14 protein-coding genes are annotated in these 16,077 nt (G+C 67.9%); 10 read left to right on the top strand and 4 right to left on the bottom strand.

Annotation, left to right across the window (positions count from 1 at the left end):
* Positions 1-420: 420 nt before the first annotated feature.
* Complete coding sequence (locus DM194_RS02190) at positions 421-2,652, bottom strand: sensor histidine kinase (protein ID WP_111067676.1); 2,232 nt, start codon at positions 2,650-2,652, stop codon at positions 421-423.
* A 278-nt stretch (positions 2,653-2,930) separates the two neighbouring features.
* Positions 2,931-4,385, bottom strand: coding sequence for an ATP-binding response regulator (locus DM194_RS02185; protein WP_111065713.1), 1,455 nt, complete (start codon positions 4,383-4,385; stop codon positions 2,931-2,933).
* A gap of 275 nt (positions 4,386-4,660) precedes the next feature.
* Between DM194_RS02185 and DM194_RS02180 the strand changes: the two genes are divergently transcribed.
* The 3 genes from DM194_RS02180 to DM194_RS02170 all read left to right on the top strand — a co-directional run bounded on the left by DM194_RS02180 (position 4,661) and on the right by DM194_RS02170 (position 7,741).
* Positions 4,661-6,268: a sensor histidine kinase gene (locus DM194_RS02180; RefSeq protein WP_246024248.1), complete on the top strand. Its 1,608-nt coding sequence runs from the start codon at positions 4,661-4,663 to the stop codon at positions 6,266-6,268.
* A gap of 151 nt (positions 6,269-6,419) precedes the next feature.
* A complete protein-coding gene (locus tag DM194_RS02175; RefSeq protein WP_111065711.1) occupies positions 6,420-6,911 on the top strand; it encodes an MmcB family DNA repair protein in 492 nt (163 codons plus the stop codon).
* Between the two features lie 98 nt (positions 6,912-7,009).
* A complete protein-coding gene (locus DM194_RS02170) occupies positions 7,010-7,741 on the top strand; it encodes a response regulator (RefSeq protein WP_246024247.1) in 732 nt (243 codons plus the stop codon).
* Positions 7,742-7,771: 30 nt separating this feature from the next.
* On the opposite strand, the gene DM194_RS02165 is transcribed toward DM194_RS02170, so the two are convergent.
* The gene (locus DM194_RS02165; RefSeq protein ID WP_111065709.1) at positions 7,772-9,001 is read right to left on the bottom strand and encodes a D-alanyl-D-alanine carboxypeptidase family protein; all 1,230 of its coding nucleotides are present in this window, start codon (positions 8,999-9,001) and stop codon (positions 7,772-7,774) included.
* Between the two features lie 533 nt (positions 9,002-9,534).
* Here DM194_RS02165 and DM194_RS02160 point away from each other — a divergent pair.
* Entirely contained in the window at positions 9,535-10,242 is a 708-nt protein-coding gene (locus DM194_RS02160; protein WP_111065708.1) for a hypothetical protein, read from the top strand.
* 7 nt (positions 10,243-10,249) lie between these two features.
* Here DM194_RS02160 and DM194_RS02155 read toward each other — a convergent pair whose 3' ends face one another.
* Positions 10,250-11,011, bottom strand: a complete 762-nt coding sequence (locus DM194_RS02155; protein ID WP_111065707.1) for a proteasome-type protease — start codon at positions 11,009-11,011, stop codon at positions 10,250-10,252.
* Between the two features lie 510 nt (positions 11,012-11,521).
* Here DM194_RS02155 and DM194_RS02150 point away from each other — a divergent pair.
* The 6 genes from DM194_RS02150 to clpS all read left to right on the top strand — a co-directional run bounded on the left by DM194_RS02150 (position 11,522) and on the right by clpS (position 16,074).
* Complete coding sequence (locus DM194_RS02150; protein ID WP_111065706.1) at positions 11,522-12,034, top strand: phasin family protein; 513 nt, start codon at positions 11,522-11,524, stop codon at positions 12,032-12,034.
* A 315-nt stretch (positions 12,035-12,349) separates the two neighbouring features.
* Entirely contained in the window at positions 12,350-12,829 is a 480-nt protein-coding gene (locus DM194_RS02145; protein WP_111065705.1) for a phasin family protein, read from the top strand.
* Between the two features lie 232 nt (positions 12,830-13,061).
* Positions 13,062-13,472, top strand: a complete 411-nt coding sequence (tnpA, locus tag DM194_RS02140; RefSeq protein WP_111065521.1) for an IS66-like element accessory protein TnpA — start codon at positions 13,062-13,064, stop codon at positions 13,470-13,472.
* Entirely contained in the window at positions 13,469-13,816 is a 348-nt protein-coding gene (gene tnpB, locus DM194_RS02135) for an IS66 family insertion sequence element accessory protein TnpB (RefSeq protein ID WP_111065522.1), read from the top strand. The genes tnpA and tnpB overlap by 4 nt, the downstream gene beginning before the upstream one ends.
* Before the next feature lie 79 nt (positions 13,817-13,895).
* Entirely contained in the window at positions 13,896-15,518 is a 1,623-nt protein-coding gene (tnpC, locus tag DM194_RS02130; protein ID WP_111065523.1) for an IS66 family transposase, read from the top strand.
* 229 nt (positions 15,519-15,747) lie between these two features.
* Complete coding sequence (gene clpS / locus DM194_RS02125) at positions 15,748-16,074, top strand: ATP-dependent Clp protease adapter ClpS (protein ID WP_063633957.1); 327 nt, start codon at positions 15,748-15,750, stop codon at positions 16,072-16,074.
* Positions 16,075-16,077 lie beyond the last annotated feature (3 nt).

Genomic DNA, 16,077 nt, shown 5'->3' with positions numbered 1-16,077 from the left:
GATGCCTCTCGAAAGAGGCACCCGTGGCCGCGGAAGGCCGTATCCTCCCGATTCCGGTTCCCGTGCCGCGGCGCCCGCTAGGGGGCGGACCGACGGCGGCGGGCCGGAACCCGTCTTGTTGGATTCCACCGAAGCGGAACCTTCACTCTCCAAGGATTTTCCAAGGAGTGTGCTTGTGCGAAAGAAATAGCCCCCATGGCCAGGGCTCCCAATGACCTACATCAATAAGGTTGCCAAGCTATTGTTGCAGTTGGGTTACTGGGTTCGTTTCGGTGCAGTGTGCGACCGCAGCATAACCGAAACTTGCGCAAGCTCGGACGGGAAATGCGGACATGCTGGAAAAACCGCCGCATTTGCGCATTGCGGCACGACATTACGGTACAAAGGAACGGCTTGCGGGAGCGGGGCGTGGACGTCCGTTCAGTCCGCGGCGACCGCGCAAGGGCAATGCTCCACGACGCGCGGGACGCTGACGGCGAAGACGGTGCCGCGCCCCACCCGCGACCGCACGGTGACGGGATGGTCCAGCATCTCGGCCATGCGGCGGACGATCGACAGCCCCAACCCCAACCCGCGCCCGCTGTCGCGCTGGTCGGTGCCGCAGCGGTAGAAATCCTCGAAGATCGCCGTCATCTCGGCTTCGGCGATGCCGGGGCCGGTGTCCCAGACCTCGATGGACAGGCGGTCGCCGTCCGCGCCGCCGCAGCGGCGGCGGCAGCCCAGCAGGATCCGCCCCTCGGTGGTGTAGCGCAGGGCATTGACCATCAGGTTGCGCACCATCCGCTCCAGCAGGATCGGGTCGCTGCGCACGCGGACCGAACAGGGAACCACCCGCAACTCCAGCCCGCGTTCGGCAGCCTGATCGCCGATCTCGACGGACAGGCGGCCAAGGATATCCTGCACGTCGAAATCGACGATCCGCGGCTTCACGTTGCCGACCTCCAGCGCGGAGGTGTCGAGGAGGGTGGACAGCAGCGTATTACCGGCGCTCAGCGCCTCTCCCAGCTTGTGCGCCACCTCCAGCTGCTGGGGATCGTCCAGCTTGCTCAACAGGATGTGGTGGAACAGGCTCATCGCCTGGAAAGGCTGGCGCAGGTCATGGCTGGCGGCGGCCAGGAAACGGCTCTTTGCCTGGTTGGCGCGCTCCGCCTCGGCATGGGCGTGGGCGAGAGCCTCGCGGATTTCGACGGATTCCGTCATGTCGACCGCGGCGCAGATGATGCCGCAGACCGCCCCGGTGTCGTCGCGCATCGGCTCCACCGACAGGTCCAGCGCGTGGCGGATGCCGTTATAGGTCAGCTCCACTTCGCAGCGGGCGCCGACCCCGCGCTCCATCACCGCCCGCTTCACCGGAGCCAGCCGCTCGGCATCCTGGGGGAACAGTTCGGCATCGGTACGGCCGATCATGCGTTCCGGGCGGAAGTCCGGCTGCGGACAATAAACCCACTGATGCCGCAGGTCGCGGTCCTGGGTGAACAGCGTCACCTTGGAATGGCGCAGGGCCATGCGGAACCGCTCCTCGCTTTCGCGCAGCGCGCGGGCCATGGCGGAGCGGGCGCGCGCCTCGGTGCGCAGCAGACGCTTTGTCCGCGCCTCGCGCAGCACATAGACGACGGCGCCGGCGGTCAGAAGGAGTCCGCCGATCAGCATGGTCCAGGCCAGCCGGTCGTCGGCGCCGAACAGCGGCACAGGGCCCGGCACCACATACAGCCGCCACACCCGCCCGCCATAGGCGATGTCGCGGACGATGGTCCGCGTCGGCGCATCCCCGGTCAGCTGCTCCGCCGTCAGCGGCCGGACCGGAGGATGCGGAAGCTCGCCGGGACGGCTGAGCGCCCCTTCGGCGGCAAGCAGCCGCGGCGCTCCCGCCTTGGGGTCCAGCAGATAGGCGTCGCCGACGGTCAGCCCCACCCGCAGAACGGCATCGCGCAGCAACTGGCCGACGTCGAAGCTTGTCCACAGGAAGCCGGTCAGGACATCGCAGAGCGTACGGGCGGCGGGCCCATCCTCCCCGGCATCGACCTCGCGCGAATAGACCGGCAGGTAGATCAGCGCGGTATCCGGGCCGAACTCCGCCCGCAGCGGCTCGCCCTCGGCCGCGACCACGCGATTGGCGGCACAGGACCGGACCAGCACGTCGCGCTGACCGGGCAGGCTGGCCATGTCCAGACCGATCAGGTTGGCCGCCGATTTTGGTTCGGCCAGCATATTCACGAAGCGGTCGGCGCCGGGTTCAAGTGCCGCGTCCTCGGCGGCATAGCGGACGGCGAAGGTAGTGTGGCCGACCGACCGCATCGTCCGCTCCAACAGCGGCAGGTCGCGTTCGGCCATCCGCCGCGACCAGACGACGGCGCGGAGATTGGAGTAGAGCGGAAGCAGGGGTTCGGCCGCCGAGGAAAAGCTGGCCTCCGTCACCGGCTCCGGCCCGGCCATGGGGCCGCTCAGCGCGCGCAGAAGGACGCTCTGATGGTCGAAGCGGGTCTTGAGTTCATCGTGGAGTTGGATGGCCTGGCGGTCTGCCAATGCCTGTTCGGCATTGCTGGTCGCGGCACGGATCAGAAGGAAAGCGCTGAGGGATAGGAAGAAGCCGGCGAAGACGATGGCTGGAATCGTCGTGCCCGCCCGCGCGTCCCCTCGATATCGCCGGTTCATCCAATCGCCCTCCATCCCGCCATACCCGATCATAGCGAAAGGAAGACATAAAAGGGTATGTGAAAGATCATCCTTAAACGAAAGAGGGATGATTCTCTAACCATCCGGGGTGACGAAACGTTTCTGGAAGGGATCGGCGCAATATATCTGTCGCATTTTGCCGCATTCTTGCGGCCTATGTTTCAGGAAATTCATTGCGATACAGAAACGATTAACATTCCTTTCATCACCCCTTTTCAACCCATGCCGAATCCGCCACAGATTTAGAGTCAATACTATCAGATCGAGTCGTGCCCAAGCAGGCGGATGACGGCGGCACGCAAGGCGAGCGGCGCCACCGGCTTGTGGAGCAGCGTATAGCCGGACAGCCGCGCCTCGCGCAGACGCTTCGGGTCGGTGTCGCCGGTCAGGATCATGCCGGGCACCGGACGGCCGAACAGCTTGGCGATCTGACGGATGGCGACGATGCCATTCGCCGCTCCCTTCAGCCGCAGGTCGGAAATGATGAGGTCGAACCGGTCGGGCGTCGGGCCGATCCGTTCGACGGCGGCGTCATAGGAGTCCGCGCCCACCACGCTGCACCCCCATTGGCTCAGCAGCGCCTCCAATGCCGCCAGCACCATCGGATCGTCCTCGATCACCAGGATGCGGGTCCGGCTGATGTCCGCCGCACCGCTGTCTGGCACGGCCGCCTCAGGCTGCTCCTCTCCGCCGGTGCTTTCCGACGCCTCGACGGAGCGTGGAACGATCACCGCGAAGACGCTGCCGCGCCCCTCCGCCGAACACAGCTCCAGCCCGAAGCCGAGCTTGCGTGCCAGGCCGCGGACCAGCGTCAGGTCCAGCCCCAGCGTGCCGGAGCCCTCCCCGACAGGACGCGCCAGTTCCGACCGCAGCGCCTCCAGCCGCTGCGGGGACAGGCCGCGGCCATTGTCCCACACCTCGATCCGCAGGCAGTCGCCGCGGGTACGGCAACCGACCAGAACCCGGCCATGCCCCGTAACCCGCAGGGCATTGGCGACCAGCCCGTGCAGCAGGCGCTCCAGCAGGGCGGAGTCGGTCTTCACCATGGCCGAACAGGGCATCACGCTGAAGCGCAGCCCGCGGTCGGCGAAGCGCGGCGCCACATCCAGCGCCAGCCGCATCAGAACCCCGTTGACGGCGTGGGTGCGGATGTCGGGCTCGACCAGACCGCTTTCCAGGCGGACCAGATCGAAATGACCGTCGACCATGCTGCGCATGGACTCCACCGCCTGGGCCATCGAGTGCAGCAGGTCGCGCCCCGACCGCTCCACCCCACCCGTGCGGCCCTCCGCCAACCGGCTGTCCAAGGTGCCGATCAGCAGGGACAGGGCCGCCAGGGGCTGGCGCAGGTCATGACTCGCCGCCGCGAACAGGCGCCCCGCCGGGTCGCGCATCGGCTGAACCGTCGGGACCGGGGCCGGGGCCGGGGCGGTGACAGGACTGTCCATGGATGCGACGGACGGGACGGCCTGGGTGGCCGGGGACGTGGAGTTGGCGAGCCGCCACACCGCCCCGCCGCCGGCCAGCGGGACGATCGTGCGCCGCGGCCCGGCCAGTTCCTCCAGCTCAGCGGACGGCATCCCGTCCGCAAGGCGGTCCGCCAGACCCGGCAAGGCTGCGGCCTCAGGAGACCAGTCGGCCAGCCGTTCGTCCGCGCCGAACACCAGTATCGGCGGCGCCGAGCCGTCGGCATCGTCTTGGCTGCCGTTCATGGCCACACCTGCTTCCAAACCATAATGCCCCGGCATTGGTAACGCTGTGCAGCTACCAGAGTATGAAAGCAATCGCCCCCTGCAAAGCCCGCCATTGGGCAGAGCACACGCGAAGATTATAACGCGCTGCACAACCAAACCTTTCGTTGCTTTTTCGGTAAATTCAACGGACATCATATGCAAATGAGGATTTCTGTTGCAATTCGACAAATAATCGCCGTGGCCTCAGGCGCTGCCTTCAGCGTTTATTAGGAATGAACCGCAATGATGATCGGATGGAATGCAACGCGCAGTCTTGTGACGATGCGGAATACGGCCGGACAACGGCCGGAAAAGCCCTGCCCGATGATCTTGTCCTGTCGGCAGTGATGCGGCTGCCGGTCGCGGTCGCCCGTCTCAAGGCCCACCGCGACTGCAGCGGCGCGCTGACCGATCTGGATTGGTGGTCGGCCAACCCGGCGGCGGAACGGCTGCTGGGTGCCGCACCGCTGGCCGGACGCCGGCTGCGCGGCGATGCGACCCATGCCAACTGCCCCGGACTCTTCGCGGTGCTGGCAGACGCCCTGCATGAACCGGTGGAACGGACGGTCGCGGCGCGGCGCGGCGGCATTCCCGTACGCTGGCGGGTGGCGGCGGCCCCGGCGCCCGGCGGCCTCAGCGCGATCCTGACCGACCTGGGCCCGGAGGCACCCTCCGTGGCCGAGGCGCTTGCCGAAAGCCTGGCCGCGGCGCTGGAGCACAGCGGCGAGAGCTTCGCCCTGTTCGACCATGACGACCGCCTCGTCCACGCCAACGGCCGATTGAAGAACGACCTGCCCGCCTTGGCCGACCGGCTGGTCCCCGGCGTGCCCTTCGAGGAGCTGGCCCGCAGCTTCGCCCTGTCCGACCCTCGCCTGACCACGGAGGATGAGCGCGCGAACTGGCTGAGGGTGCGGCTGGAGCGGCATCGCCGGCTGGAGCCGCCGGTGGTCGTGCCGCTGCCCGACGGGCGCTGGCTGCTCAGCCGCGAGCATGCGGTGCCCGGCGGCGTGCTGGTTCACTACACCGACGTCACCACGCTGAAGCTGAACGAGGAACGGATGCGCGTCCGCGAAACGGAGGCGCGTGCCGCCCGCGGCGAGGCGGAAAGCGCCAGCCGCGCCAAGAGCGCCTTCCTGGCGCAGATGAGCCACGAGCTGCGGACACCTCTGAACGCCGTGCTGGGCTTTTCCGAGATGCTGCTGTCGGAGCCGTTCGGGCCGCTGGGCAATCCGCGCTACCGCAGCTATGTCGGCGACATCCGCGATGCCGGGAGCCATCTGCTGGCACTGATCGACGATATCCTGGAGTTGTCGCGCCTGGACGGCACCATGACGATGGCCGAAGAGGGGGTGGATCTGGACCTCCTGTCGCTCAAGATCGCCGCGGCGCTGCAGGAGGTCGCGGCCGAGGGCGAGGTCCGCCTGCGCCGCGACGTGCCGGCCGACCTTCCGCTTCTGCAGGGCGACGCCCAGGCGCTGACCCGGATGCTGACCAATCTGCTGTCCAACGCCGTCACCCACACCCGGCCGGGCGGCGAGGTGGTGCTGACGGCGCAGCTGATGCCGGACGGCGGGATCGGGCTGATGGTGGCCGACACCGGCATCGGCATCCCGACCGCCGAGCTTCCGCGCATCCTTCACCCCTTCGAATTGCAGGATTCCACCATTGCCCGCAACTCCCGCGGGACCGGGCTGGGTCTGCCGATCGTCAAACGGCTGGCCGAAATGCATGGCGGCCGTCTGGAACTGACCAGCGAGCCGGGCGTCGGCACCGCCGCCGTTCTGGTGTTTCCCGCCGGCCGCAGCCTGCCGCGCGACCGTTGCCGGCCCGCTCCCCTGCCCCCGGTCATCATTCCGGGCTGACGCGGCCCAGCTGAGTCGCCCGTGCCGGTTCGGGTCGGAACCGGACCCAGCCCGCCATACTCTTTTTGCCCCTTGGCGCCGCGGGAGTGACGCGGCATTGTGTCCGCATCGTTCCCGAACCGTTCTGTTTTCCAGTGGTGGCGCAGCGCCGATGAGCGACGATCTAGCCGTACCCGTTTCCGATGCCGACTCCGCCCTGTCCGCCGGCGGAGCGCTGCCCATCTTCCGCGGCGTGCGGCGGGCGCTGGCGATGCGCGGCTTTGCCACCCTGACCGAATTCCGGCTGGCGAGCGGGCGAAGGGCCGACGTGCTGGCCATCGACGAGGCCGGCTGCATCCTGATCGTCGAGGTGAAGAGCGGCGTTGCCGATTTCCGCTCCGACCAGAAATGGCAGGAGTATCGCGAATGGTGCGATGCCTTCTATTTCGCCGTCGATGACGGATTCCCGACCGAACTGATCCCGGAGGATTGCGGGCTGATGGTCGCGGACGCCTACGGCGCCGAGATCCTGCGCGAGGCGCCGGTCGACAAGCTGGCCGCCGCCCGCCGCAAGACCCTGCTGCTGCGCGCGGCGATGACCGGCGCCGGGCGCCTGCACCGGATCGAGGATCCGATGTTCACCCAGGCCTCTCCGACCGTGTGACGCCGCCCCAATCCGATGCTGTCTTACGGTGTGGGTGCGCCCTGCCGGGGAACCGGCTAGACTGCGCTCCTCTCATCAACCGGGAAGAGCGGACCGGCATGCCACCCTTGCACATCCTGCTGGCGGAAGACGAGACGGTCACCCGCCTTGCCGCCCGCGCCCTGCTGGAACGTGCCGGCCATCGGGTGGTGGCGGTGGAGGATGGCCCGGCCGCCGTCGCCGCCGCCGCGCAGATCGCCTTCGACCTGATCCTGATGGATTTGGGGCTGCCCGGCCTGCCCGGCGACGAGGCCGTCCGCGCCATCCGCAGCCGGCCGGGCGGCGGCACCGCGCGGATCCTGATGCTGACGGCCAGCTTCACCGCCGATGGCCGCGACCGCTGCGCCGGCTGCGGCGCCGACGGCATGCTGGCGAAACCCCTGCAGCTGGACGCCATGGCCGCCGCGCTGGCCGGCGCGCCGCAAGCGGCCCCGCCGGTGAACGAGCCCGATTTCGACGAGGGCGCCATCGCGACGATGCGGGACCTGCTGCCGCCCGACCGCACCGCCGAATTGATCGGCAAGACGGCGGCGGTGCTGCGCCAGCACGATCGGACGCTCGGCGAAGCCTTGCGGAATGGGGATCCGGCGACGGCCGGGGCGATGGCGCACAAGATCGCCGGCGTGTCCGGCCAGTATGGCTGCCTGGCCCTGCGCCGCGCCGCCCGCGCATTGGAGGCGGCGTTGGAGGACGGCAGCGCCGCCGACCTGCCGCGGCGGCTGGCCGATCTGACCGGTGCAATGGCGCCGGCGCTGGCTTTCCTGGAACGGAGCGCCGCGGCGCGGGGGTGATCCCCCGCCGCGTTCCGCGATGGGTGCCGGTCAGCCGCGCTCGGCGGGCGACACGGCAACGCAATGGTGGCCGTGCTTCGTCAGCACCGCACAGGCCTTGCGCGCATCCTTCTCGTCGAGACCGGTCAGACGGGCGCGATAGATGGTGTCCTTGCCGGCCTTCGCCTCCACCACGCTGGGCTTGGCCGCGCGCAGGATGAAGGGAGCCTGCTTGACCGCCTGGGTGACCGCCTTGTTGCCGGCCGCACGGCTGGAGAAGGCGCCGACCTGGACCCCCCAATGCGAACCGGTTTCGCGGGCGGGCTTGCTCTCACGCGCCGGGGCGGCGGGAATCGCTGCCATCTGCACGGCGGCGCGCACCGGCTTGGCCTTCACGTCGCCCACCTCGCCGGCGACGGCGTCGGAGCGCGTGTCGAGGCTGGCCATCACCGGCCCTTCGTCGCGGCCCTGGCTGGCGCGGCTGAAGGCCTGGTCGAGCAGCGCCGCCATCTTGTTGTCGCGCGATCCCGCGGACTTGCCGCCCATCACCACGCCGACCAGCCGGCGCCCGTCCCGCACCGCCGACGCGGCGAGGTTGAAGCCCGATGCGATGGTGTAGCCGGTCTTGATGCCGTCCATGCCCTCGTAGCGGGACATGAGATTGTTGTGGTTGGCCATCGTGCGACCGCCATAGACGAAATTGCGGCGGCTGAAATAGGGGTAGTATTTGGCGTGGTCGCGCATCAGGGCGCGGGACAGCACGGCATAGTCGCGGGCGGTCGTCACCTGTTCCATGTTCGGCAGGCCCGACGCGTTGCGGTAGACGGTGCGGCGCATGCCCAGTTCGCGCGCCTTGCGCGTCATCATCTCGGCAAAGCGGGCCTCGGTGCCGCCGAGCGCCTCCGCCAGGACGACCGCGGCGTCGTTGGCCGATTTGGTGACGAGGCCGAGGATCGCGGTTTCGACCTTCAGCGTCTGGCCGGCGCGCAGGCCGAGCTTGGTCGGCGACATGCTCTGCGCGAAGGCGGAAACCGGCAACTGCTGGCCGAGGGACAGGCGGCCGTCCTCCAGCGCGTCGAAGGCGAGATACAGCGTCATCATCTTGGTCAGCGACGCCGGATGGACGATGGCGTCGGCGTCCTGGTCGATCAGCACCTGCCCGGTACGGGCATCGACCACGATGGCCGCCGCCTTGGCCGCCAGCGCTTCGGCCGCCGAGAGGCCGGAGCCTACCGCCGCCATGCCAAGCAGCGCGGCCGCCGCGAGCAGATGGCGCCCCACACCCGCCGAACTCCGCCCGCCGGCCGTCTCCGTTGCGCGAAAGGCGAACGGAAACAATCCGTTACGAACGGTGTTGCGCGTTACACTCATGATGGCCCCGCCAACCGCTAGATTCTGGTGCTTGGTTCAATGGTAAATTCGTGAGAAATCAGTGTCTAGCAGGAATTCGTTAATTTCTTGCTTTGGCTTTCGCCGGTGCTTGTGACCAAAATGGCGGGTCCTGGCTGACTGAGGATGACGGGAAGGACTGCGGAGGACGGCACGCAAGCGGAGGGGTTACGGCATGGGGGCAGACGGATTACCGGCGCCCTCCGATCGGCCGGAACCCGGTGATCGGGCTTGCCGCCGCGACCTGCGCTTTCCACCTACCAGGGGCCGCTGACGCGAGGCAAGCGACAATGAGCCGTGGTCATCAAAGAAGCTTCCCGGGCACAAGCGCACCGGGAAAAACCGTTCCGGCCGACGCCCCTCCACCCGGCCGCCTTCGCCGCGCCCTCATCCGCCGCGTACCCTCGGCCCGACTGGCGGCTTCCTTGGCGGCATCCCTGCTGGCGCTCGCCGGCTGCACCTCCGCCGGGCCGACCGACAATCCGGCGGCGCGCAAGCTGACCTGGTTCAGCTATCTCAACGGCGACGACCTGAGGACGAGCTGCGGCAAGGACGGGACCGACCGCTTTCGCCTGATCTTCAACGCCGATTACAACCGTCATGTGCGGACATACGACGTCGTCGGCGACCCCGAGCGCGGCGGTGCGGCGGTCGAGGCGCATGTGATCGAGGCGACGGACCTCGCCCGCATCACCCCGGCCGATCCATTCTCCGCCGCCCGCGGCCGCAAGGCGACGCTGCAGCTGAGCGCCGCGCAGTATGACAGCTTCATCGGCCGCCTGCGCGAGGACGGGGCCTTCGACCCGCCGCCGCACGGGCTGCGGTTGCGGTCGAACGGCTTCTATTGGCTGATCAGCGGGTGCCGGTCCGGGCAGTGGTTCTTCACCGCCTTCCCCTACCCGTCCAACCGCTTCATCGATGCCGGTTTCCCAGACCTGCTGCGCGGAATCGACCCGACGGGCGCCGCCTTCGCCGCCCCGCCGGAGCCGGAGGAGGCGCCGCGCGACCTGCCCTCTTCCGGCCAATCGGCGGATGGCGGCGTGGTCTTCGAGCTCCAGGCCGGACCCCATGGCCTGGCGGGTCGGACCGGCCCCTTCGGGGCGCTTCTGCTGAGCACCCTCCCGGAGAACTGAGCGGAGGTCAGACGGCCTCTTCGGCGGGCCGGAGCGGACGCATCCCTTCCGGCACCAGCGTCTCGACCCACGGGCCGTCCGGCATGCGGCGCGCCAGTTCCGTCAGGTTGCGGTTCCACCACTGGCGCTGTTCGCTGAGGTCGTCGTAGTCGAAGTTCGACTGGCGCCAGCTCCGCGATTCCGCGTGGTAGGACACCATGTCGATGGGAAAGCCGACGTCATTGCTGGAAAAGCGGGTGCTGTCGAAGGACAGGTAGGCCAGCTTCAGCGCCGTCTGCATGTCGGTGCCGTAGGTCAGCGCCCGGTCCAGGATCGGCTTGCCGTAGGCGGTGGCGCCGATCGACAGGTAGGGCGTGCGCTCGTCCACCTCGATCCAGTTGCCTTCCGGATAGACCAGGAACATGTAGGGTTCCCGGTCCTCGGCCAGCTGGCCGCCGATGATGGCGTGCAGGTTGAAGTGGAGCTTCGACGCCTCCAGCGACTCCTTATCCTCCGCGGCGACTTGCCGCAGGCAGGCGGTGAAGGCCGACACGGCGTCCAGCATGGTCGAATAGGATTCACCCCGGCGCTTCTGCATGTCGCGGCGGAGATAGGCCAGCGTCTTGTCCCGCACGCTGCGCAGGCCGGAATTCATGATGAAGAAGCGGTCGCCGCCGCTGCCGATCATCGTCACCTTGCGGGCCGACGAAAGCTGCGACCCGCTGGTGATGCGACCGTCCGACAGACCGATCAGGCCGTCGCGTGTCTTGATGCCAAGGCAATAGGTCATGATCGAAAACGTCCCGAAGATGCGGCCTGGAGTGCGGACGGCCTGGAGTGCGGGGGCCGGGAGCGCCGCGTCCAAGCGCCGCACCTGACCAATGGCCGAGGCGATTCACGCCCACGGCCACGCTACACTTGTCCCATCGCCGGTAAATCCTTCGTTAAGGAGTTGCTTCATCGAGGGGTTGCCGCCGGTTCGGCGACAACGAAACCCGCCGGCAACGTCCGCGATACCGCGCTCATCGGAATTTCGCGCGGTCGGAGCATGATGCGGCGCAACAGCCCATATGGGTACCTACCGAACGGACTGTTGACAGCGCCCCCTGCGTAGCCCATAAAATCCTCATATTGCAGTGCAGCATTTCCGGGGCCGTATCGCGGTTCCGGGGACCGGCCGGGCCGGATGCACAACGTATAAACGCAACGCAAACCGCTGCCGGCAAGCTTCGCGCCCCCGCACCGCGGCGGCAGGGCCCTTCGCCCAAACGTCGGCATCAGCCAGGAAGGAACGCGCGTCATGAACCAGTTCACGCCGAAGTCGCTCGAAACCGTCGCCGCCCAGGCCAAGGAGCAGTATGAGGGTCTGGTGAAGGCCGGCCAGGAGCAGACGGTCAAGCAGTTCGAACAGACCGCGACCGTCGCCAAGGAGCAGTTCGAGAAGACCGCCGCCCAGCTGCTGAAGAGCTACGAGGACCTGCAGGCCACCGGCAAGGCCAATGTCGAGGCGCTGATCGCCAGCAGCACCATCGCCGCCAAGGGCGCCGAGGATCTGGGCCGGGAGGTCGTCGCCTACGGCCAGTCGGCGCTGGACAAGTCGATCACCACCGGCAAGGCCCTGCTGGCCGCCAAGACCCTGCAGGAAGTCGTCGAGCTGCAGAACGATTTCCTGAAGTCGAGCTTCGACGCGATGCTGGCCGAGACCAGCCGGCTGCAGGAGCTGACCACCAAGGTCACCAACGAGGCGCTGGCCCCGCTGAACGCCCGCGTCACCGCGACGGTGGAAACCCTCTCCAAGCCGATCGCCGCCTGATCGGCCCGATCCGACGGCACATGACGGCCGGGGTTCGGCATGGACCCCGGCTTCGCAAAAGGCCCGGCAACCTCCACGCGGTTGCCGGGCCTTTTGCGTATGAAGGGGCCCGGTTTGCACGCCAGGATTTTTGTGCGGTGCACAATAACCATTGACACCACCCCCGGGCTCCCTTACATTCCGCTCATGTTGCAGTGCAGCATATCTCGGGCGCCCGCCCTGACGGGGTCCGAGGGTTTCAACCCACTCCGCACCCGGTCGCCGCATCGTCGGGGCCGCGCGGTTGACCCCTGAGAAAGCGCGAGGAGCATAGCCATGTCCGACCAGATCGCCGCCGTCACCAAGTCCGTCGAAGACGCCATCGCCACCGCCAAGCAGAACCTGGAAGGCCTCGTGAAGGCCCAGCAGGAGCAGATCGAAAAGGCCTCGGCCCAGGTGCTGAAGGGCTATGACGATCTGACCGTGCTGACCAAGCAGAACGTCGATGCCTTCGTGAAGTCCGGCACCGTCGTCGCCAAGGGCGCGGAAGAGGCCGGCAAGCAGGTCACCGCCTTCACCCAGTCCTCGCTGGAGAAGAGCGTGTCGAACGCCAAGGCCCTGCTGGCGGTGAAGACGATCCAGGAACTGGTCGAACTGCAGAACGCCTACGCCAAGGCGAGCATCGACGCGCTGGTGTCGGAAAGCACCAAGATGCAGGAGCTGACCGTCAAGATCGCCAACGAGGCGCTGGCTCCGCTGAGCGCCCGCGTCAACGCCACGGTCGAGGTCCTGTCGAAGAAGCAGGTCGCCGCCTGACCGGCTTGATCGGTGGGCAGCCCCCGCGGGCAGCCCATGCCCACCTGATCGCCCGCATCGCAGCGGCCCGGCACCCCGGACAGGGGTGCCGGGCCGTTTTGCGTTCGCGGCCCACCCCATCCCCGCGGTTCCGGGGTACGCCTCCGGTGAGCGCCGCCTTGGCAAAGCAGGGGGCGACGTCTGAGATTTGCGTGGCGCGTCATTGCGCGGACGCAAACGAGTTGCAAACGTCATGGCTTACCAGCGGGTCGAGGTTCTGACGGGAACGGAGCGGCGGCGGAATTACACGCCGGCGGAGAAGGTCCGAATGGTCGAGGAGGCGTTCCGCCCCGGCGTGGTGGTGACGGAAGCGGCCCGCCGGCTGGGCGTGCACGAAAGTCTGCTATACCGCTGGCGAGGGCTGATGCAGGCGAGCGGGAGCGCGGTGGCCGAACCGTCCAGCTTCGTCGCAGTGACCATCACGCCGGAGCCGACCGTAACAGAACCGCCGGTCTTGGAGCCCCCTGAACCATTGCCGCCTCCAGCGGGTCCGACCACGAGCCCGGCGATCCTCGAGGTCATCCTGCCCGGCGGGGCACGCCTGCGTCTGGAAGGGCCGGTCGATCCGGCTCTGGCGGCGGCCGTCGTCGGTGCCCTGGCATGATCCCGGTGCCGAGTGGCGTGCGGGTGTGGCTGGCCAGCGGACACACCGACATGCGCAAAGGCTGGGCGAGTTTGGCGCTGCTGGTGCAGGAACGCTTCGCCCAAGACCCGCACAGCGGCCATCTCTTCATCTTCCGCGGGCGCCGCGGCGATCTGGTGAAGATCATCTGGTATGACGGCCAGGGCAGTTGCCTGTTCATGAAGAGGCTGGAGCGGGGCCGCTTCATCTGGCCCACGCCGGCGGACGGCGCGGTGTCGATCTCGGTTGGGCAGATGGGCTATCTGCTCGAGGGCATCGACTGGCGCAACCCGCAGAAGACTTGGCGCCCCGAGGCCGCGGGGTGACTGCGACACGGTGAATCGACGCACCGGTTCAGGGGTGATTGTGGCGGCTCAACGGCGCGTTCCCAGGTAAACTGGCGCCATGACCGCCGCCCCGCTCCCCTCCACCTCGGCCGACGACGTCGCCAACTTGCGCGCTGCCTTGGCGCAGGCCGAGGCGCGGGCGGACGCCGCGGAAGCCGACGCGGCCCAGGCCAGGGCAATGGCCTCCAACACCGAGGCGCTGATCGCCGGCCTGAAGCTGGAAATCGAGAAACTCCGGCGCGAGCTCTACGGCACGCGCTCCGAGCGCAAGGCGCGTCTGCTGGACCAGTTGGAGTTCCAGCTCGAAGAGCTGGAAGCGACGGCCAGCGAGGACGAACTGGCGGCCGAGCAGGCCGCTGCCAAAACCACCGCGGTGGCGGCCTTTACCCGCAAACGGCCATCACGCCAACCCTTCCCCGACCACCTGCCGCGCGAGCGCGTCGTTGTGCCGGCACCGGCGAGCTGCCCGTGCTGCGGCTCGGACAAGCTGTGCAAGCTGGGCGAGACGATCACCGAGACGCTGGAGGTGATCCCGCGCCAGTGGAAGGTGATCCAGACGGTGCGGGAACGGTTCTCCTGCCGGGCCTGCGAGACGATCAGCCAGCCGCCGGCGCCGTTCCACGCCACCCCACGGGGCTGGGCCGGCCCCAACCTGCTGGCCACCCTCCTGTTCGAGAAGTTCGGCCAGCATCAGCCGCTGAACCGGCAGGCCGAACGCTTTGCGCGCGAGGGCGTGCCGCTCAGCCTGTCCACCCTGGCCGACCAGGTGGGCGCCGCCGCCGCGGTGCTGAAGCCGCTGCACGACCTGATCGCTTCGCATGTGATGGCGGCGGATCGGCTGCATGGAGACGACACGCCCGTGCCCGTGCTGGCCAAAGGCAAGACCGACACCGGGCGGCTGTGGGTGTATGTGCGTGATGACCGGCCGTTTGCCGGCCAAGCCCCACCGGCAGCGCTGTTCCACTATTCGCGAGACCGCAAGGGCGAGCATCCCGAACGGCACCTGGCCGGCTTCACGGGCTGGCTGCAGGCCGATGCGTTCGCCGGCTATAACCGGCTGTACGAACCTGAGCGCCGACCGGGGCCGATCAGCGCCGCACTGTGCTGGGCGCATGCCCGGCGCGGCTTCTTCAAGCTGGCCGACATCGCCGCGAACACCAGACGCGGCAAGGATGCCCCGCCGATCTCACCGCTGGCGCTGGAGGCCGTGACCCACATCGACGCCCTCTTCGATCTCGAGCGCGCCCTGAACGGCAAGCCCGCGGCCGAGCGGCTGGCGGCCCGCCAGGAGCACGGCGTCGCCCTGGTGGCCACGCTGGAGAACTGGATGCGGACGGAGCGCGCCCGGCTCTCCCGCCATGCCCCCGTGGCCAAGGCGATGGACTACATGCTGACGCGCTGGGACGGCTTCACGCGCTTCCTCGGCGACGGCCGGCTGTGTCTCACGAACAACGCCGCCGAACGCGGCCTGCGCGGGATCGCCCTGGGCAGAAAGGCGTGGCTGTTCTGCGGCTCCGATCGCGGCGGGCAGCGGGCGGCGATCATGTACGGCCTGATCACCACCGCCAAGCTCAACGAAGTTGACCCGCAGGCGTGGCTGGCCGACGTGCTGGCCCGCATCGCCGACCTGCCGCAGAACCGCCTGCCCGAACTGCTGCCCTGGAACTGGAAGGCAATCTGACTGCGGCACTCACCGGATGCGTACGGTCCGGGGACAGGGGGCTAGGGTTTTCCGCCGATTGCGGCCCGGCCGAAAGCGATGTCTCCTATTATGGGGTAGCGCGAGGGCCGGCGGACCAAAGGAGGGTCTGCCAAATGGAGGGTTACTGAAAACGGCCCCTTCCCACCGCGACCGAAATGACCATATCATTCACATAGACAGTGCATCGCGATGACATTCGACTGGGACCATGGCCGACTCTGACAAGCAGGGCAACGACGGCACGAACAGCGGCGTGGTCGTAAAGGCCAAGCCAAAGACCAAAAAGCCGTCGATGTACAAGGTCTTGATGCTGAACGACGATTACACTCCCATGGAGTTCGTCGTTCTCGTTCTCGAACGCTTCTTCAGCAAATCGCGGGAGGAAGCGACACAGATCATGCTGCATGTGCACCGGCGGGGTGTGGGGTTGTGCGGCGTGTTCACCTACGAGGTGGCGGAGACGAAAGTCACGCAGGTGATGGACTTTGCGCGCCAGCACCAGCATCCGCTGCAATGCACGTTAGAAAAGGATTAGACC

The sequence above is a fragment of the Azospirillum ramasamyi genome (assembly GCF_003233655.1).
Classification (GTDB): domain Bacteria; phylum Pseudomonadota; class Alphaproteobacteria; order Azospirillales; family Azospirillaceae; genus Azospirillum; species Azospirillum ramasamyi.
This window is presented reverse-complemented; position numbering and strand designations above follow the sequence as displayed.